This is a genomic window from Paenibacillus cookii, from assembly GCF_018333375.1.
GTDB classification, from domain to species: Bacteria; Bacillota; Bacilli; order Paenibacillales; family Paenibacillaceae; genus Paenibacillus_AQ; species Paenibacillus_AQ cookii.
The window spans coordinates 130814-150281 of record NZ_BORW01000004.1 but is presented as its reverse complement, the minus strand read 5'-3'; the positions used below and the strand labels follow the sequence as shown (position 1 = coordinate 150281).

The following is a 19468-nucleotide window of genomic DNA, read 5'->3' as shown; positions in this document are numbered from 1 at the left end:
ATTAACCTCCAGAAACCACTTTAATCCAAGGCCGGCCGCCATCCCATTCGATCCGTGCCGGAATATCGTAGGTTTGTTTTATCATTTTGTCGTTCAGAACTTCTTGTTTCGGGCCGGAGCCCGCGATTTTCCCGTCCCGGATCAAAGCGACGTGGCTGAAAAGCGGCATAATTTCCTCCACATGATGCGTCACGTACACCACGGTGATGTCCCTTTCGCCGAGACGTTCCACCTCCGCCAGCATTTTTTCGCGTTCGTACAAATCCAGCCCGGCGCAAGGCTCGTCCATGATCAGAAGCTTCGGCTCGCTCATCAAACTTCTCGCAAGCATCACCTTTTTCCGTTCCCCTTGCGACAAGGTGCCGAGCGGATGGTAGGACAACTTGCCCAAATTCATTTCTTCCAGCAGCTTCAGCGCCTTATCTTTCACGTCTTCTGGTATTTCCTGATAGAAACGCAAAAACGCGTAAGCGCCCGTGGCCACGACCTCCCACACCGGATCGCTCAAATTGAGCTTTTCCAGCAAGCTCGGACTGATATATCCGATCTCTTTGCGGACCTCGCGCACGTCGCATTCCCCGTATACGTTGCCGAGCACCTCGATCCGGCCGCTGCTTGGAAAAAGGTAACCCGTCAGCATTTCCAAAATGGTCGTTTTGCCGGAGCCGTTGCGCCCCAAAATAACCCAGTTTTCCCCTTTTCGAATGTTCAGGGAGACGTGGTCCAAAATCTGATTCTCTTCCCTCCGCAAAGACACATCCCGCATCGTAATCATGAAAGCACTCCCCTTATTTGAGCTAACAAGTCTCCGACCGATCCCATGGAATAGATGATTTCCGGCTTTCCGCTCCGCTCCTTGTCCGCCAAAAGCAGGGCCGGTACGCTGCGGATTTTGTACTGCTCGACGACCGTCGGCGTCATATTGACGTCGGCTTCGGCCAATAGGCCCTCCGGCAGCAAATGTTCGGCCACTTCCAGCATCCGCCGCGCCACTTTGCATGTCCCGCAAAATGGGGTGTGCAGAAACACGGCCAACGGTTCGCCTTTGCGCCACAGCTCCTCTAGAAGCTGCTTTTCGTCCAGCGGCCTCATTCCTGCCCCCCCTTGGCGACCCGTTCCAGCACGTCCGGAGGCATGGGCCCGTTATGGAGCTTCACATAATCCGGCACCGATTGGTAGAGCAGCTCGTACATTTCCCTCTTCCCCCGCATGCTCGACGTATGCAAAAAAATCTCTTGCGGGAACAGCCGGCCTGCGATCATGCCGTGCACGACCTCTTTTCCGGACGGCTCGCCGGGTCCGAGGTCGTAGTCCAGCGACAATATGCCAACCTCGCATTCCTGCAGCAAAAGAAGGCATTCCTGCGCATTTTTCGCCAGAACAAAACCCTCGGGACATCGCCGGCAATCATCCAAAAATACATGCAGCACGGCTTCCCCTCCTTTCTCCCGTCCTTGCAAGCAACGCTTTTTATCTTTTTCCTTCCAAAAGGCGGTAGAGCAGTTCCATTTCGTCCCCGTGCGTTCCATCCGGTCCGGGATCCGTCTCCAATACGATCGGCAACCCCTCGAATTCCGGATTCGAAATCAGCTCCGCCAAGCGATCCGCGCCGATGCGGCCCTCCCCGATCCGGGCATGGCGGTCTTTTCCCGAGCCGGATGGGTATTTCGAATCGTTCATGTGGACGGCGGCGAGGTTTTGCCAGTATCCAAGCTCCCTTCCCCGTTCCATCCATCTGTCCGTTTCCTCCGGAATCCACGTTCCCGATGCAAACGCATGGCAGGTATCCAAACAAAACGCGATTTTCTCCGGCTCTTCGGCCAAGCTCCTCACGTAAACCAGCTCTTCCAGCGTAATTCCCATCGCCCCGGGCTGTCCCGCCTGGTTTTCAAGCAAAATTTTGGTCTTGCCCTGCCATCCGCCAAGCGTTTCATTTAAACATTGTATTATATTTTTGTAGCCCTGTAACGGGTCGATGCTTTTCAAATGGCCGAAATGGACGACGATCCCGACGGAGCCGCAGGCTTCGGCAATGATCAGATCGTTTTGCAGCGAAGCGACCGTAGCTTCATATAGCTCGCGGCCCCGGGTCTCGCCGATGGCGATGTTGACCGGGTACGGCGTATGGGCGATGCTCGGCATTCCCTTTTCCCGGCAAAAACGAAAGCAATCCGTCGCAGCGGATGCATCAAGTTCCTTGATGGAAAGACTGCGCGGATTTTTCGGAAAATATTGAAACGATTTGGCCCCCATGTCCCAGGCCCGCCTGGCGGCTCTCCCAAAACCGCCGCGGGTGCTGACATGGCAGCCGATCATTCGATTAGCGGTCATGCTGGCAGGACGGGCAGAAAAAGGCTTTTCTCCCCGTCAATTCGATTCGGTTCACGACCCCGCCGCAGCGCACGCAGCTTTCCCCTTCGCGGTCGTACACTTTGCACATCTCGTCATAACCTCCGGTCAACGTATCGCCGGCCATGAAGGGCGACTCCATGTAACCCCCATGTTCCAGCGCTTCGGGCAACACTTTGACGGCGGCGTCATACAAACGTCCGATCGACTCCTCGGATAAATCCTGCAGTTTGGCCGAAGGCAACAGCCCCGCCTCAAACGCGATTTCATCCGCATAGCAGTTGCCGATGCCCGCAATGGCATGCTGATTGACGAGCAGGCTTTTCAACGAGCCGCGCCGGCCTTTGATCAGTTCCGTAAAACGCTCCTTGTTCATCCGGCGGTCCAACAGCTCCGGCCCCAGCGGTTTGAGCGTTTCTTCGGTTTCCTTCGCGGACAGCAAGTGAAGATATCCGAGGCGAAGCCCGATAAAATAAAGCGTATTCGCCCCGAAAGAAATCTCCACTTGGGTATTCCGGTCCGGGCGGTCTTCCTCCGTCCCGTAATACAGCATGCCGCCCAGCATCAGATGCAGCAGCAAACGCCGCCCGTTGTTCATATGGAACACAAGGAATTTGCCCCTTCGTTCCACGAAAATGACGCGCAGTCCCGTTACCTCTCCGATAAATTGTTCGGCCGGGACGTTCAGCGATTTTTCCCGATGGATTACCACTCGGGTAATCGGCAGGTTGACAATATGTTCCGAAAGCAGTCTTCGGTAATTCTCCATCTCCGGCAGTTCCGGCATTCGTTCATCGATCCTTTCGTTTGCAGCATAGATGACATGATTATTTCAAAAATTCAGTAAACTTCCGTTTCATCCGGACAAATCCGTTGCATTAATTCATAAAGGTCTTTGCAAACCACATCCGGACGGACGCCGGCTCCCTCGATCAGAGCCTCCATGTTTTCCTCCGTCGTCAGTCCCGTCAAAACCAAAATCGTTTCGCATCCGGCAGCCGCCCCGGCGGCAATGTCGGTACGCAAATTATCGCCCACCACCGTCGCATCCGCAGGAGAGATCCCGAGCCTGTCCGTTGCAAAGCTCATCAGATGCCCCGCCGGTTTGCCGATGACGATCGGCTCCGTTCCGGATGCGGCCTGTATCGACGCGGATAGCGAACCTGCTCCGGGCACCAGGCCATGGTCCGACGGGAGCAGCAGATCGGGGTTGGTCAGGACGTACTTTGCCCCGCCGCGAATCCACTGCACGGCTTTGGCCAAACTTTCGTATGTAAAAAAACGGTCGATTCCTTGCACCACATATTGCGGATTCTCGTCTACGATATGTAATCCGGCATCGGACAACGCCTGGCGGAGTCCTTCTTCTCCTAGCATAGCCACGGAAGCTCCCGGAGATTCTCCGGCGATGTATTCGGCCGCGGCAAGCGACGAAGTGCACACTTCTTCCGGCTTTGCTTCGATTCCCATCTCATTCAAATGCTTCGCTACGCCTTCCGCCGTACGGGACGAGTTGTTCGTCACGAACATATAAGGGATTCGGCGTTGTTTTAACGACCGGATGAGTTCATCCGCGCCGGGAATCCGATGGTTGCCGTGGTAAAGCGTTCCGTCAAGATCTATCAACAGACCTTTGGTCTTTTTGTTTTGGGGCATGTCAGCTTCCTCTTTTCTTGTGTAAACCTGGGTAATCGAAGATGGCATTTCTTCGCTTCGACAGTTCTATTTTAAAAAAATTGGAGGAATGCCGCAACTTATCAGGACCGCAGCCTCCCACGCCGCGACGCATTAGACATTTTTTCTATGAGGTTCGCCAAAGAACGGCTCATGGGCCGCCTCTTCGATGGCTGGTGCTGGTGCCTTATGTCATTTCCTGCGCTTTCCCGGAAAATAATCCATTTCCCCGGGCAATTCCAAAAAGAAAAGAGCTCCGTACGGAGCCTTTCTGGAAACCGGAAATCGCGTCCTTGCTTCATTCATGCCTGTGCACGGGGAACAACATCAGCTCTTCGGCAAGCAGCGTTTTGGGAAATACCGACTGCGCTTCTTCGAGCAGCGGCTTTAAATGTTCCATGTCCTTATACCGCGAGCTGAAGTGGGTCAAAATCAGTTCTTTGGCCCCGGCGGCGGCCGCAGCCTCGGCTGCCTGAACGGACGTGCTGTGATGGTAATTGTGCGCCGATTCCTTCAGATCGTCCATGAACGTCGCTTCGTGCACGAGCAAATCCGCATCGCGGGCGAGCTTCAAAACGTTTCCGCAAGGACGGGTATCGCCCAAAATCGTGACGACCCGCCCTTTTTTCGGAGCTCCCAGCACTTCTCCGGGATGCAGCGTCGTTCCATTTCCCAGGTCGATGCTCTCCCCTCTTTTCAACCGCCCGTATGCCGGTCCGGGTTTTAACCCGTATTCGGCAAGCCGCTGCAAATCGAGGCTCCCCGGTTTGTCTTTTTCCGCGATGCGGTATCCGTAACTGTCGATCCGGTGATCGAGCAGCAGCGATTCGACGACGATGTCCTCGTCTTCGTAGACCGTTCCCCCGGTATGTTCAACGACCTCAAGCTCATATTCGATCCGGGATTGGCTGAGCGTCAGGCTGACGTCGATATACTGTTTGATGCCCGGCGGGCCGTACACGTGCAGTTTCGTCGTGCCGCCTTGATAAGCCCGGCTGGACAGCAATCCCGGAAGGCCGAAAATATGGTCACCATGCAAATGCGTGATGAAAATTTTCTCCAATTTGCTGAGCTTTAACGAAGATCGCAGGATCTGATGCTGCGTCGCCTCCCCGCAATCGAACAGCCAAAACGAGCGGCGCTCCTCGAACATGCGCAAAGCCATCGACGTTACGTTCCGCTGCAGCGAGGGCACTCCCGCATTGGTCCCCAAAAATTCAAGTTCCATAACAAGCAACCTTCTTTCTGTAATGTCAGCAAAAAAGCGGCCGCCCTTGACAAGCAAACGGCCGCTTCAGCGAAACAAGCTTGCAAAGCTTGGCATGGCGGCAAAAAAACCTCCCGAAAAGGAGGATTTTTTCGCTCGCATCATCCGTTAGGATGAGTACATCATTTTGCCTTGTCGACATTAAAGTAACGCGCTTCCGGATGCGCAAACACCATCGCCGATACCGACGCCTCCGGCTCCATCATGAACCCTTCCGTCAGATGTACGCCGATATCTTCCGGCTTCATCAGCTTGAACAGCGGCCCCTGATCCTCGAGATCCGGGCAGGCGGGATAACCGAACGAAACGCGGATGCCTTGGTAACGCGCCCCGTGGCGCTGCTTCATCGTCATATCCGCCGGGTCCGGGAATCCCCAAGAGTCGCGCATGATGTGGTGCACGCGTTCGGCAAGCGCTTCGGCCGTTTCGAGCGCCACCGACTGCAGGACATGGGAGCGCAGATAGTCTCCTTTGTCCTTCCATTCGGACGACAGCTTCGATATGCCTTGGCCGGCCGTGACCACCAAAAATCCGACGTAGTCCATCTGCCCGCTGTCTTGGGATTTCAGGAAATCCGCAAGGCAAAGGAACGGCGGCACGTTTTGGCGCGGAAAAGTGAACGTATGCAGCACTTTGGACATGTCTTCGGGATCATAAATGACGATATCGTTGCCCCGGGATTGCGCAGGGAAAAAGCGGTACATCGCATGCGCCTGAATGATCCCCTCGGAGGCCGCTTCTTCCAGCAGGCTGTCGACGGTCGCTTTCAATTCCACGGCCTTTTCGTTGCCTTCGGCCAAAAGCTGTTCCACCTGGCCGCGCAGTCCCAAATGATGTCCCAAAAGCATCTGCATGTTCATGTACGGCACGATATGGGTAATCGGATAATTCCGGATGATATGACGCTCCAAATCCGGCGGGATAAACACCGGAACCTCGGTCGATACGCTGGACTTTGCCGCCCGCGTAATCTCCGGCAAAACCTGCGGCTTCTCCGTTTCGGCCTTGAGCGCTTCCAGCTCGGCCTCCATTTCCGCCCGCATCGCTTCGCGCTGTACCGGATCCATCAGCTTGTTGGCCAGATCGAGCCCGTCCATCGCGTCCTTGGCATACACGACAAGCCCGTTGTATTCCGGACGGATCCGCGTTTTCGTGAATTTCCGCGTCAACGCGGCACCGCCGACCATAATCGGAACGTCTACGCCCGCATTTCTCAAGTCTTGCGCGGTAACGACCATTTGCTGCGCCGACTTGACCAGCAGGCCGGACAAACCGATCAAATCGGCCTTTTCCCTGCGGTAAGCCTCGATAATGGTTTCCGGTGCTACTTTTATGCCCAGATTGACGATCTCGTAACCGTTATTGGAAAGGATGATTTCCACCAGGTTTTTCCCGATGTCATGCACGTCGCCTTTGACGGTGGCGAGAAGCATTTTGCCTTTGACCGAGGTTTCGTTTTTTTCCATGAATTGTTCCAGGTACGACACGGACGCTTTCATGACTTCCGCGCTTTGCAGCACTTCCGCGACGATCAGTTCATTGTTGTTGAACAGCCTTCCGACTTCCGCCATGCCGTCCATCAAAGGTCCGTTGATGATTTCCAGCGCCCCGTATTTTTGCAATGCCGCATCCAGATCCGGGATCAGCCCTTCCTTGGAGCCTTCCACCACGTAAGAAGCAAGCCTCTCTTCCAACGTCAGGTTGGACAGTTTTTCTTTTTTCTCGACCTTTTTGTTCCGGAATGCGGCGACAAACGCGGCAAGCGTCTCGTCGTTCGTGTCGTAAATCAACGCCTCCGCCAGCTTGCGTTCCTCCTCCGGAATCGAAGCGTAGCGCTCCAGCTTTTCGGTATTGACGATCGCGTAATCAAGTCCCGCCTTCGTGCACTCGTACAGGAATACCGAATTCAGCACCTCGCGCCCCGCTTCGGGCAGGCCGAAGGATACGTTGCTGATGCCGAGGATGGTATGGCATTCCGGCATGGCTTGTTTGATCAAACGGATGCCTTCGATCGTTTCCCTGGCGGACCCGATATATTGCTCGTCCCCCGTGCCGACCGGGAAAACAAGCGTATCGAAAATGATGTCCTCCGGGGCAAGCTTGTATTTATTCACGAGAAGATCATAGGATCTTTGGGCGACTTTAAGCTTGTCGTCGCGATGTATCGCTTGTCCGCTTTCGTCAATGGTGCCGACGACGACGGCCGCGCCGTATTTATGGATCAGCGGCGTCACCTTTTCGAATTTTTCTTCACCATCTTCAAGGTTAATGGAGTTAATGATCGATTTGCCCTGCGAATATTTCAAGGCAAGGTCGATGACCTCGGCATCGGTCGTATCGATCATCAGCGGCACTTTGACCTTCTTGACGACCAGCTCCAGGAAATGTTTCATGTCGATCGCTTCGTCGCGGTCCGGGTCCTGCACGCATACGTCGATGACATGCGCCCCGTTTTTCACTTGCGCACGGGCGATTTCCGACGCTTCTTCGAACTTGCCCTCGACGATCAGCCGCTTGAATTTGCGCGAGCCGAGCACGTTGGTTCTTTCCCCTACCATATAAGGGCGGTTATCCTGTTCGATGTAGACCGGTTCGATGCCGGAAATCGCGGGGGCATGGGTCCCCGCAAGCGGCCGCGGCTCGTATTTGCCCATCGCTTCGGACATGGCGCGGATATGCTCCGGCGTCGTGCCGCAGCATCCGCCGGCGATGTTTAACCATCCGTTTTTCGCGAAGTCTTCCATTTTGCGCGCCAAGGAATCCGGGGATTCATGATAGTTCCCGTTTTCGTCCGGCAGCCCGGCGTTCGGGTAGCAGCTGATCGCCGTTTTGGCCATGGAGGACAAAGAGCGGATATGATCCCGCATAAATTCCGGGCCCGTGGCACAGTTAAGCCCGACGGATATCGGATTCAAATGTTCAAGCGAAATATAAAAGGCTTCGATGTTCTGCCCCGCCAGCGTCGTGCCCATCGGTTCGATCGTGCCTGAAATCATCACCGGCAGCGTCGTGCCGCTGCTTTCAAACGCTTGGCGGATGCCGATGCTTCCGGCTTTCACGTTCAGCGTATCCTGGCTCGTTTCAAGAAGCAGCGCGTCAACGCGGCCCTCGATTAAAGCCAGCGCCTGCTCTTTGTAGCTGGCGACCAGCTCGTCGAACGTCACGCCGCCCGTAACCGACAATGTTTTAGTCGTCGGTCCCATGGCTCCGACCACGTATCTGGGCTTGTCCGGCGTGCTGAATTTATCCGCCGCCCGGCGGGCGATTTCCGCGGCCTTTAGATTGATTTCGCTTGCTTTCTCCGGTATATCGTATTCCGCCAGCACAACGGACGTTGCGCCGAAGGTATTGGTTTCGATTAAATCGGCCCCTGCTTCCAGATATTTTTCATGGATCTCTTCGATGACGTCCGGACGCGTCAGCACGAGCATCTCGTTACAGCCTTCGAGTTCTTCTCCTCCAAAATCCTGGGGACCGAGCTGGACCTGCTGGATCATCGTGCCCATGGCACCGTCGAGTATTAATATTCGGTCTTTCATGATTTCCTGCAAGCTAGGTCTGTTCATGTATTTTCCCCCTCGCGAAACGTTAAATCTTAGTTTAGCAGAATACCTATCTTTAGAAAAGTGCCAAAACGGCGGTCCGGCGACGGCTGGAACGGAAGAAACGCATCGACAAAAAATGGCGGCTTCGTTATAATATAAATTAAACCAAGTGGAAAAGAGGGGAAAGGCAATGGCTGAAATCGTAATTCGTAATACGAATGAAAGAATCACGGGTGACGATAATGTTCGTGAATTCTTAAACAAACAAAACGTATTGTTCGAGAAATGGGACGCTTCCAAGCTGCCCGCCGAGCTTCGTAATAATTTTCAATTAACCGACGAGCAAAAAAACGAAATTTTGAAGGTGTACGACGAAGAAATCCGCGATTTGGCGGCACGCCGCGGCTACCAAATCTGGGACGTGATCACGCTGTCGGACGCGACGCCGAACCTGGAGGATCTGCTCAACAAATTCGAAGAGGTACATACCCATACGGAGGATGAAATCCGCGCCATCGTCGGCGGCAAAGGGATCTTCGTCATCAAAGGCAGCGACGATATCGGATATTTTAACGTGGAACTCGAAGCCGGCGACGTCATTTCCGTTCCTGAAAACACCAACCATTTCTTTACGCTGATGGATAACCGCCAAATCATCGCCGTACGTCTCTTCATCGAAAAAAACGGCTGGGTCGCTTACCCCGTCGAAGATCCGAGTTTCCAAAAAGCCTAAACGGAGATTGGAAGTCAGGCCTTCCTCCCGTTCATGACATACATGCAACGAACCCCGCTCCTTGTTGTCCAAGGGACGGGGTTCGTTTTTACATTCTTATTCCGTTACTCGCTCACGGTCAAACTTTTGGTCGGCATCGTATGCTGCGGTCCGTAGGTTACATGAGAGGTGATTTTATAGGTTCCCGCGCCGTCGAACGTTTTTTCGAGCACGTATTTTCCGTCCCCCGCGTTTTCGGCAGGCACTTTCTCGTGCACGCTGCTGTCGCCGTCTTTTATGATTTCGATTTCGACTTCATCCGCTTTATCCACTTTTTGATCCTTCTGCGTAACCAACACTTCAATCGAAACCTTTTCCCCGACTTTTGCCTGCTCCGGATTCAAAGTTAAATCGACCTTTAACGGTTCCATCATGCCTTCATCCATGTTCATGCCGTCATGTCCGCCGCTGCCGCCGCAGCCTGCCAAAGCAAAAACGACAAGCAAGATGATGCCTATGAAAACATATTTCTTTTTCAAATTCCTGCCACTCCCTTACGTCAATCTGCAGATATGTAGGCTTTTTGACCGCACTTCATTTATTATACATGCTTTTCAGGCTTCCAAAACGGCGGGTTGATCACAAATTGATGACAATATTAGCAATGCGCTGGGGCGATCCCGCAATAAGATCATGAAAAAAGCCTGCGCATGCGGCAAAACCGCAAACGGCAGACTTTTAATTAACAAATCGCATATCATGCTTGGCCGGTTAAACTTGCTGCTTCATAGACTCCAAAATACCGTGCAGCTCGGACAAATGCTTGATTTCATAATGCGGCTGGATGTTCGAATGATACGGCTTGCCGTTGCGGTTGATCCAAACCGTCGTTAACCCGGCGGCCAGTCCGCCTTTAATGTCCGTCGAAAGTTTGTCGCCTACCATGACGGCTTCATCCGGGGTTACGCCCAGGCGGGAGAGCGCATGCTCAAAAATGGTGGGATCCGGCTTGCCTTTGCCGAAATTGCCCGAAATGACGACTTGATCGAAATAAGGGACCAGCTCCGGTACGCCATCCAGTTTTTCCTGCTGCAATCCCGGGCAGCCGTTCGTCAGCAACAGAAGCTTATAGTTCCCTTTCAGCTCTTGCAGCACTTGGAACGTTTCTTCATAGACATGGGGGCGGGAGCGTCTTTCCATCCCGAATTGTCGGGCAAGTTCTTCGGCCAGCTGCGCGTCTTCCACACCCAGCTCGGCGAGGCCGCGGCGCCAAGATTCCTTCCGGTATTCAGGGACGATTTCGGCCATCCGTTGAAACTCGGGCTGCTTCCCTACGGTAAATTCCCCCCATAATGCTTCAAACGGGTTAATGCCGATCATGGCGGTAAAAGCATACGTGTCGTATGACTCGTACAATGCCCGCGCCTCTTTGCGGACAGCCGCTTCAAGCGCCTCCGCGTCGACGCCGGTTTTGGCGGCGGCCGTTTCGCAGGTCGCTTGGAAGGATTCCTTCACGCTGCGCTCATCCCACAACAACGTATCGTCCAAATCAAAAAAAACGGCGGTAACTCCCATCTTCCCATCCCTCTCCCAACGTTAATCTGTTCTATTGTTTTTCAAACGGAATATTAAAAGAGGCGGCAAAACGCTCGAGACGTTCGGCCATGGCTTCGGTATCGTAGCGGTTGATCAAACGGGTAAACACCCAATTGCCGCCCTTTATTTCCTTGCCCTTTTTCCCCTTCGTTCCTTTCATTTCGATCACGATCGAACCGGATCCGGCTTTGATTTTGGCGATTTGGTCCGCCGTCAAACGCCGGTCGCGATTGAACTTGATCGTGGAAAGCGTGTTTTTGTCCACTTTAAGAAACGGACGGCGCAAAAAAATCATGATCGCCAGCAATACGTACAATCCGACCACGATCCAATTCAAGGAGGTGTTCATCGCCGCCTGCTGGCTCGACATGCCGAGCAAAAGGTAAATGACGGCAAGCGCTACCAGCGTGATGGGAAGAACGAAATTCCGCCCTTTGAAGACGTCGGCCGTGGCGGAACCGTTCGAGGAATACAGCGAAGGTTTCCCCTGTTTTTTACGCTGCTTGTTTAATTGAGCCGAGTTTTTCTGAACCATTCTTTCCCAAGATCGGGACATCGTGTTTCCCCCTTAACCATGATGTTCTGTATTTTTATTTGCGCTTTCCGTCATTGCGGTCTTCTACCCATTCGATCGAATCCAACTGGGCCCTGAAGTTCCGACGGACGTTTTGAAGATATCTCTCGCGCAATTTCGCACGTTCTTCGGTTTCTTCCTTGGTCAGGCCAGTCTCCTTGTCTTTGCGCGCAAGCTCGTTAATGCGCTGAACTAAGCTGTCGATATCCATACATGACTCCTCCAATAATCAATTCATACCTAACTTTGCCATGAGAAAAAGAGCTTGTCAAGGCGTGAACCTTACCAAGCTCTTAGGCGTAAAAACGAAGTCTAATATATAGGAAGAGAAAGGACATCTCCGGCTTGAATGCCGCTGGATTTCAGATGGTTCGTCTTCTTAATGATCTGAATGTATGCGCGGGTATCCATGTCCTTCGGTTTATGATCCCGGGCGATTTGCCATAGCGTGTCCCCTTGGGATACAACGATTTGTTCCATTTGCACCTCGTCTTGAGGGGAACCGGCAAATACGCGTACCATGCCCGTACACCCTGCCGTCATAATTATGACGATCAGCAGAAGCTTCACCATCAGGCGCCGTGTGAACATGGCCTGGAAAGCGTGAAGCTGTTCTTTTAGTTTCCCGCCGTTGCGGTCTCCCCCGGAAATTTCATGATTATATATGCTTTGATATGTACTGTATTTTAACATGTTAACCGTTCCTCCAAACATTTGTTCTTGTATGAGAACAATATAACACGAACACATGTTTTGTTCAATAGTTTTTTCGAACAATTGTTCTCCATGAAGGAAAAATCATGTTCCCGTTTTAGAACTTGTGTTTGTACGAACGGCAGTTCTATGTTATACTTTTACCAAACGTTACTAATGGGGTTGATGGGGAATGTCGAAGATATCTAGCCGGCAGCAAGCGATATTGGAATTTATAAGAAACGAAGTCCGGGCCAAAGGTTATCCTCCTTCCGTCCGCGAGATCGGCGAAGCCGTCGGACTGGCTTCCAGCTCGACGGTGCACGGCCATCTGGACAGACTGGAGAAAAAGGGATTGATCCGCAGGGACCCAACGAAACCTCGCGCCATTGAAATTTTGGGCCAGGAAGAATCCGAAAGCAGCAACCTGTTCACGCAAACGATCGCGCGGGTTCCCGTGGTAGGTAAGGTTACGGCCGGCGTACCGATTACCGCCACGGAAAATATCGAGGATTATTTCCCTCTGCCCCAGCATTTTGTCGGGGACGAGAAAGTCTTTATGCTATCGGTCGTAGGGGACAGCATGATCGAGGCGGGCATTCACAACGGCGACTACGTCATCGTCCGCCAGCAGCAGACCGCTGATAACGGAGATATCGTCGTTGCCATGACGGACGAGGACGAAGCTACCGTTAAAACGTTCTATAAAGAAAAGGATCATATCCGTCTTCAGCCGGAGAATCCGTCTTACGAGCCGCTGCGCTTGAATCACGTGACCATTCTCGGCAAGGTCGTCGGTTTGTTCCGCGACATTCATTGATCCGTTTTGGCCTCGCCAATGGACAAGCCCTTGTTCTTCCAGGAGAACAAGGGCTTTCTATTTGGGTTAGCCGAATTTCTCCTGCTGCCACATCGTTGTGATATATCCGAGGAGGCTCTCCGCTTGATGCACCCCCGGATCCATGTTCATCATGCATACCGCCCCTATGCCTTTCTCGGGATAAACGGTCATCATGCATTGGAAACCGCTGCCCCACCCGAGCGAGCTGATCTCCAGCTTCCCGCCCTGGCATTCCATGAATACGCCCAGCCCGGCCCACTTAAAACCGTTCTGCGGTGCAAACATTTCCTTTGCGGTCTTTGGGGAAATCCCCAACATCCCCTTCCCTTGCAGCGATGCCATCAACTCGGCGGCCAACATCGCGAGGTCCGTCGGCGTCGTCCAAAGCCCGGCAGCCGCAGCGTACGGATAAATCGGATAGGGACTGGCCAACCGGTCGCCATGTCGGTTATGTCCGGCGGCCGATCCCGCCCGAATGTCGGATTCGTCCATGACGAAACGGCTGTTTTTCATCCCCAGCGGTTCAAATATCTTTTTCTGCATCAGCTTTTCGAACGGCTCCCCCGCCGCATCTTCGATCAGCAGCTGCATGACGCAAAATCCCGTATCCGAATAGATGAACCGGCTTCCCGGTTCGGCGACCAGTAAAGCAGGCCCCTGCCTATAAACCGTTAATCCTGTTAACAATTCCGCCATGGACGGAGCTTTGCGGTCCTTAGCCAACGTCGGAAAGCTTCCATCGGGATCCGAAAAGCCGGCTTGGTGGCCAAGAAGCTTGCGCAGCGTGACGCGGCCGGAACGGAATTGCGGATGCTCCGGAATCTTCCATGATATCAGGCGCCGGTTCGCTTCTTCATCCAATTGAAGGACGCATTCCTCTACCAGAACAAGCGCTAAAACGCTTGCCGCAAATTTGCTGATGGAACATGCGTTAAACATCGTATCCATCCGGACCGGTTCCGTCTCCCCCGCCGCAAGCTTTCCCCAGGTCTCCCGATGGCTGATCAAACCATCCTCAATGAATGCGATGCTTAACCCGGGAATTCCCTCCCTATCCATCCGTTCGCTGACGCTCATTGGATCCACTGTTTTCCTTCCCCCGTCCCCAAGCAAAGTAACAATACATCAATTATAGAACATTTGTTCCCTTTTGGCAATAAGCAACCTAGCGAGCATCTCCTAACACCGCTCAAATCCGGACTTTCCTAGGCAAGAAACGAAAAAAAACGTGCCAGTCGAACTGGCACGGCCCAAGGCGGATATAGAGTCGCATCCTTCTTCCCTTCTACGGACAAGCTCGGTTCAGCCCGTCCTTCTCCCATCCCCGCTGCCGGTATTCCGTCGGCGTCATGTTCGTCCGCTTGCGGAAAACCTGCGTGAAATGTTTGACGTCCTGGTAACCGACCTTTTCGGCGATGTCGATCAGCTTCAGCTGCGTATGCTTCAGCAGTTCCATCGCTTTTTCCATCCGCAGCGATATGACGTATTCCTTGAACCCGCTTCCGGTTTTTTGCTTGAACACTTGGCTGAAGTATGCCGGGTTCAAAAAGACGACGGAGGCGACCTTTTCCAGCGTCACGTCGGTATTGTAGTTCGCCCGGATATACTGGAGGGCTACTTCGACCGCCCGGTTTCCGCCCGGGGCGTAATATTCGAATTCGAGCGTTCCGGACTTCCTCCCCATCCCCCGGATCGCTGCCGGGATGCTGTTAAAGTCGCGGATCTCTTCGGACAGCCCGACTTGGAACGGCACCTTGACGTATTTTTTCAGATGCAGCCGCAGCTCGTCGCTCAAGCGCTTTGCCCCGTCCGGCGAATCCGGCGTCACAAGGCCCAGCAGGCTTTTGCCGTCGAGGCTGGTGACGAACCCTTTTCCGTGGCGTTCGATCAGCTCGGTCAGCACGTTTTCGACGATAAAATGCTCGAGATGTACAGTGTCGTCGCTTTCCATTTTGACCAGCACCAAATAAAAGCGGGGGTACCGCTCCACGAACGGGGCGATGTCCAAGTTCCCGATGTCGAGTCCCGTCGCCCAGCGCTGGAATACCGCTTCACGCAAAAACTTCAGGTTGCTCCGAAGCAGCCGGGTTTCCTGCTCCAGCTCGGCGTCCCGCTCCACTTCCTCTCCGAGCCGCCCGATCATCGAAATCAGCGCCTCCTTGCCGATCGGCTTCAGCATATAATCCTTGGCCCCGAGCCTAACCGCTTCTTTGGCGTAAGCAAATTCGGAATAAGCGGAGATGATCACCCATTTCACGTGCGGATAATTGCTCCGGGACACCTGCATCAATTCGAGCCCGGTCATGCCTGGCATCAAAATATCCGTCAGCACCACGTCGATCTGGCCGCCCCGGAGTATTTGCGCCGCTTCGTCCGGATTCTCCGCCAATTGCACGCGGTGGCCGGGAAACGCTTTGCGGATCGTCCGCTTGATCCCCTCCCGGATCACGCTCTCATCATCCACCACCAATATGTTCATCTTCGTCCTCCCCTTCGGCCGGAATCGGTATGGCAACGGTCACCGTCGTTCCTTGCAGCGGCTTGCTTTCGATGCTCAAACCGTATGGTCCGCCGAACATCATCACCAGGCGGTCGTGTACGTTCCGCAGCCCGATACCGCGTCTTCTTCCGGGCGAATCCGCGTCCGGCGGCCGCTGATGTTTGGCGTGCATCGTCTCTTTTACGCGTTCCAGCGTTCCGGCATCCATGCCCATTCCGTTGTCCTCGATTTTGATCAGCAGCTTGTTCCCTTCCTTTTCCGTGCGCACGTTCAGCACGCCCATGCCTTCCTTCGGCTCCAAACCGTATTTGACCGCGTTTTCGATGATCGGCTGAATCGTCATTTTCGGAAGCGGCGCGTCCAGCCAGGCAGCGTTTGCGTCAATGTTCGTTTGCAGCCTTCCGCCGAGCCGCGTTTCGATGATCGTCAAGTAATGGCCGATTTGCTCTAATTCGCGCCCCAGCGTGGTTCGCGCCGCTTCTTCCCAATTGCTGCTGTACCTGAACATTTGCGAAAGCGACAGAACCACCCTGCTCAGCCGTTCGTTTTCCTGCTCGTCCAGCATCCAATAAATCATGTCGAGCGTGTTGTAGAGGAAATGCGGATTCACCTGCGCCTGCAGCGCTTGCAGCTGCGCGTTTTTTTCGCTGACGGTCGAAATTTTGATCGTTTCGATCAGCTCGTCCATCCGGTGTACCATCCGGTTGAACGACGAGACCAGGCTGTTGATTTCGTCGAAGGAATCCACGTTGACCGAACCGCTGAAATTCCCCATCTCGACCTTTTTCATCTCCCGGATCAAAAGCTTGAGCGGAGACGCGATATTGCGGGAGACGATCGAAGCCAGCACCGTCGATAAAATGATCAGCGCCAGCACGACAACCACCAAAACTTTCGTCGTCCGATAAACTTCCGCCTGGATGTCCCGTTTCGGCGTCAGGCCGTAAATCGTCCACCCGGCCATCGTCGTGTTGGCGGCGACGATCAGCTCCTTGGACGTGCCGTCGACGAAGATATTATCTTCCGGCGACGGCTGCGGCAGCCGGTCCAGTTCCGGACGTTTGGCCCCTTTTCGTTCGGAGGAGGCGATGATTTTTTTCGCTTCGTCCAAAATGTAAACCTGCGTTCCGGGACTGATGCTCACGTTAGACAGCGCTTCCATCATCGGAGACGGGTTCGTTTCGATCATCAATATTCCGATCTCTTTATGGTTATCCAAATCGTACAGCTTGCGCCCGAACACGAACGCCTGCTTTTCCGCCTGCAGCGTGTTGATCGGCGAACCGGGGTATAACCCGAGCCAGACCATGTTGCCCGAGGATGCTTCGAGCTTTTTATACCATTCGGTTTGGGCGTAGTTGTTGTCGATGACCCCGGCAAACTGCCTTTCGTAGCTGTACACCTTGCCGTCGGGCGATAATATGTGGATGCCCAGCACATCGTCCCGCGAATAGTAGGCCGCCCCGATAATGTTCGTGATGGTGCGTTCGTTGATGATTTCCGCCGCCGGATCGTCCGGCTTTTCCTGCAGCAGGCGGGTAAGCTCGTAGTTGCTGTTCAGCGATTTGGACAAGCTGTTATAGCCCTGCAGCATCAAGTTGAACAGCCCCGCGGTCTGGGAGATGTTTTTTTCGGCGATGTCGCCCACCTTGGCGTGAATGATCGATAACGTTCGATTGTAATACAGCATGCTCATCAATATCAGGATTCCCGTCATGCATCCCATAAAAAGCAGGAACAAGCGGCTGCGTATGGATCGGAAGCGTCTCACGTACCTCGGCTTCCCCCTTTCAAAGCATCGGGCTTTTCGTGTCCATTTTAGCATATGCGCCGCTTGTTCCGCCCGATTTTTTGGCCCATTAGCCCTTGACGGCGCCTGCCACCATGCCTTCGGTGATTTTATCGGATAACAAGAAATAGATCAGGATGACCGGCAGCGCGCCGAGCACGAGAAAAGCCCCGATCGCGCCGTAATTGACCGAATATTGGCTGACGAAGCTGTTCACGCCGAACGGCAGCGTTTTGAGCTTTTCCGACGAAATGAACGTAGCCGCCAAAATGTATTCATTCCAAATGTTGATGAACGTCAAAATGCAAACCGTCATGACGGGCGGAACGGACACCGGCAATATGATGCTGCGGAAAATGCGCCAGATGCTGGCCCCGTCGATCACGGCCGACTCTTCGATTTCATGCGGAATGGTTTTCATGAACCCGCTCAAAATAAACACCGCGATCGGCATCGAAAACGCGACATAAGGCAGGATCAGCGACAAATGCGTGTTCAGCACGTGCATGTTTTTGAAAATGATCATGAGCGGCAGCAGCGTGGCCTGCATCGGGATCATCATCCCGATCAGGAACAGCAGCATGACCCCTTGCCCGTATCGCCAGCGGAATCGGCTGATCGCATACGCGCACAGGGAGCTCAGCAAAATGACCGCGGCCATCGTCACCGACGTAACGAATAAGCTGTTCAGCAAATAACGGAAATAATTCCCCTCGAGCGCCGCGCTATAGTTGCTCCATTGCGGAGCGTGCGGCAGGGCGAAAAAGCTGCCCGACAAAATTTCTTCGTTCGTTTTCAGCGAATACAGCACAAGCCATAGCAGCGGATATACCTGCGTGACCACCAATATGGACAAAAACAGGATGACGATCGTTTTCGCAACGGAAAACCGTCCGCGGCGGGCAGCGGCCGCCGGCTTGTTCAACGTAACGGCAGAGCTCGTATTCATGGCGTTTTCCTCCTTTACGAAAAGCGTTTCTCCAGCTTGTTGAATATCAGATTGATCAGGAAGGTGGCCGCAAGGCAAAGCACGACCAAACATGCCGCAATCGAGCTGCCGTACCCGTATTTCATGGACAGGAAGGACATGTTGTACATATGGGTCGAAATGACGTCGGTTGCGTGCGCGGGTCCGCCGCCCGTCATCACCATCACCATGTCAAAAGCCTGCAGCGAACCGATAAACGCCAGCACGATCGAGATTTTGAAGATCGGAATGATGTTCGGAAACGTGATGTAGCGGTCGGCGGCAAACCCATCGGCGCCATCGATCCGCGCCGCCTCATAGATTTCTTCGGGAACGTTTAATATCCCCGTATACTGGATCAGCGTGTGGTAACCCAAGTACTGCCAGAGCGCCACGAAATACAGCGAATACATCGCAACCGACGGATCGGTAAGCCATTCATGCGTCCATGATCCTAGGCCCACCGCTTCCAGCACCTGGTTCAGCATGCCCCCCATCGACGCGGGATTGTAAATCGTTTTCCACAGCTGACCGACGACGACGACCGACAGAATGACGGGCAAAAAGTAACTCGACACGAGAAAATTCGGTCTGCGGATATACCGTTTGAGCAAAATGGCCACAAGCAGCGCAATCGGGATTTCCGCCATCGAAAACACGGCAAACAGCAGCGTTCTCCGCACGGACGGCCAAAATACCGGATCATGGAAAAACAGGTTTTTGAAATTTTCGAACCCGATGAACCTGGACTCACCGATGCCGTTCCATTCCAGCAGACCGCTGTACATGGAGACGAGGATCGGCACGAATACGATTCCTGCGTATAAGATCAAGCAAGGCAGCACAAACGCGGCGATCGTCCAGCGGGAGACTTTGAGCACGTTCATGGGAACCCCTCCTTTTTCTGTCTGGTCTAGTGAAGCAGAAGGGAACGGCATGCCGCCTTTCGCACGCGTTCCCT

The 19468-nt window shown here is 53.7% G+C and carries 20 protein-coding genes; 2 read left to right on the top strand and 18 right to left on the bottom strand.

Going from position 1 to position 19468, the window contains the following annotated elements:
• Position 1 precedes the first annotated feature (1 nt).
• The 8 genes from KI367_RS06490 to metH all read right to left on the bottom strand — a co-directional run bounded on the left by KI367_RS06490 (position 2) and on the right by metH (position 8856).
• On the bottom strand, positions 2-775 hold the full coding sequence (locus tag KI367_RS06490; RefSeq protein ID WP_212948488.1) for an ABC transporter ATP-binding protein: 774 nt from the start codon (positions 773-775) through the stop codon (positions 2-4).
• On the bottom strand, positions 772-1092 hold the full coding sequence (locus KI367_RS06485; RefSeq protein ID WP_212948487.1) for a thioredoxin family protein: 321 nt from the start codon (positions 1090-1092) through the stop codon (positions 772-774). The genes KI367_RS06490 and KI367_RS06485 overlap by 4 nt, the downstream gene beginning before the upstream one ends.
• Positions 1089-1430 carry a cyclic-phosphate processing receiver domain-containing protein gene (locus tag KI367_RS06480; protein WP_212948485.1) on the bottom strand — a complete coding sequence of 114 codons (342 nt, stop codon included), beginning with the start codon at positions 1428-1430 and terminating at the stop codon, positions 1089-1091. Before KI367_RS06480 ends, KI367_RS06485 begins: the two co-directional genes overlap by 4 nt.
• A 40-nt stretch (positions 1431-1470) precedes the next feature.
• The gene (locus KI367_RS06475) at positions 1471-2331 is read right to left on the bottom strand and encodes a deoxyribonuclease IV (protein ID WP_212948484.1); all 861 of its coding nucleotides are present in this window, start codon (positions 2329-2331) and stop codon (positions 1471-1473) included.
• On the bottom strand, positions 2321-3136 hold the full coding sequence (locus KI367_RS06470) for an Fpg/Nei family DNA glycosylase (RefSeq protein WP_036711925.1): 816 nt from the start codon (positions 3134-3136) through the stop codon (positions 2321-2323). The genes KI367_RS06475 and KI367_RS06470 overlap by 11 nt, the downstream gene beginning before the upstream one ends.
• 53 nt (positions 3137-3189) lie before the next feature.
• Entirely contained in the window at positions 3190-4005 is an 816-nt protein-coding gene (gene nucF, locus KI367_RS06465) for a 5' nucleotidase NucF (RefSeq protein ID WP_036711922.1), read from the bottom strand.
• A 316-nt stretch (positions 4006-4321) separates the two neighbouring features.
• Positions 4322-5251 carry a ribonuclease Z gene (rnz, locus tag KI367_RS06460; protein WP_036711921.1) on the bottom strand — a complete coding sequence of 310 codons (930 nt, stop codon included), beginning with the start codon at positions 5249-5251 and terminating at the stop codon, positions 4322-4324.
• Positions 5252-5412: 161 nt separating this feature from the next.
• Entirely contained in the window at positions 5413-8856 is a 3444-nt protein-coding gene (metH, locus tag KI367_RS06455; protein ID WP_212948482.1) for a methionine synthase, read from the bottom strand.
• Between the two features lie 169 nt (positions 8857-9025).
• On the opposite strand from metH, the gene mtnD reads away from it, so the two are divergent.
• On the top strand, positions 9026-9568 hold the full coding sequence (gene mtnD / locus KI367_RS06450) for an acireductone dioxygenase (protein ID WP_036711919.1): 543 nt from the start codon (positions 9026-9028) through the stop codon (positions 9566-9568).
• Positions 9569-9672: 104 nt separating this feature from the next.
• Here the strand turns inward: mtnD and KI367_RS06445 are convergent, their stop codons facing one another.
• The 5 genes from KI367_RS06445 to yneA all read right to left on the bottom strand — a co-directional run bounded on the left by KI367_RS06445 (position 9673) and on the right by yneA (position 12410).
• The gene (locus KI367_RS06445; RefSeq protein ID WP_036711916.1) at positions 9673-10086 is read right to left on the bottom strand and encodes a FixH family protein; all 414 of its coding nucleotides are present in this window, start codon (positions 10084-10086) and stop codon (positions 9673-9675) included.
• A gap of 232 nt (positions 10087-10318) precedes the next feature.
• On the bottom strand, positions 10319-11122 hold the full coding sequence (locus KI367_RS06440; protein ID WP_212948480.1) for an HAD family hydrolase: 804 nt from the start codon (positions 11120-11122) through the stop codon (positions 10319-10321).
• Between the two features lie 31 nt (positions 11123-11153).
• A complete protein-coding gene (locus KI367_RS06435; RefSeq protein ID WP_036711913.1) occupies positions 11154-11699 on the bottom strand; it encodes a hypothetical protein in 546 nt (181 codons plus the stop codon).
• A gap of 34 nt (positions 11700-11733) precedes the next feature.
• The gene (locus tag KI367_RS06430; protein WP_036711911.1) at positions 11734-11928 is read right to left on the bottom strand and encodes a DUF896 domain-containing protein; all 195 of its coding nucleotides are present in this window, start codon (positions 11926-11928) and stop codon (positions 11734-11736) included.
• Between the two features lie 101 nt (positions 11929-12029).
• Positions 12030-12410 (bottom strand): cell division suppressor protein YneA, encoded by a 381-nt coding sequence (gene yneA / locus KI367_RS06425; protein WP_036711909.1) that lies wholly within the window; start codon positions 12408-12410, stop codon positions 12030-12032.
• Between the two features lie 193 nt (positions 12411-12603).
• On the opposite strand from yneA, the gene lexA reads away from it, so the two are divergent.
• Entirely contained in the window at positions 12604-13230 is a 627-nt protein-coding gene (gene lexA, locus KI367_RS06420) for a transcriptional repressor LexA (protein WP_212948478.1), read from the top strand.
• 66 nt (positions 13231-13296) lie between these two features.
• Here the strand turns inward: lexA and KI367_RS06415 are convergent, their stop codons facing one another.
• From KI367_RS06415 to KI367_RS06395, 5 genes are all read right to left on the bottom strand, one after another.
• Positions 13297-14328 (bottom strand): serine hydrolase domain-containing protein, encoded by a 1032-nt coding sequence (locus KI367_RS06415; protein WP_246536719.1) that lies wholly within the window; start codon positions 14326-14328, stop codon positions 13297-13299.
• A 208-nt stretch (positions 14329-14536) separates the two neighbouring features.
• Positions 14537-15730 (bottom strand): response regulator transcription factor, encoded by a 1194-nt coding sequence (locus tag KI367_RS06410; protein WP_212948475.1) that lies wholly within the window; start codon positions 15728-15730, stop codon positions 14537-14539.
• Positions 15708-17522 (bottom strand): sensor histidine kinase, encoded by a 1815-nt coding sequence (locus KI367_RS06405; RefSeq protein ID WP_246536701.1) that lies wholly within the window; start codon positions 17520-17522, stop codon positions 15708-15710. Before KI367_RS06405 ends, KI367_RS06410 begins: the two co-directional genes overlap by 23 nt.
• 88 nt (positions 17523-17610) lie before the next feature.
• Positions 17611-18489 carry a carbohydrate ABC transporter permease gene (locus KI367_RS06400; protein WP_212948471.1) on the bottom strand — a complete coding sequence of 293 codons (879 nt, stop codon included), beginning with the start codon at positions 18487-18489 and terminating at the stop codon, positions 17611-17613.
• Between the two features lie 14 nt (positions 18490-18503).
• Complete coding sequence (locus KI367_RS06395; protein ID WP_212948469.1) at positions 18504-19394, bottom strand: carbohydrate ABC transporter permease; 891 nt, start codon at positions 19392-19394, stop codon at positions 18504-18506.
• Positions 19395-19468 lie beyond the last annotated feature (74 nt).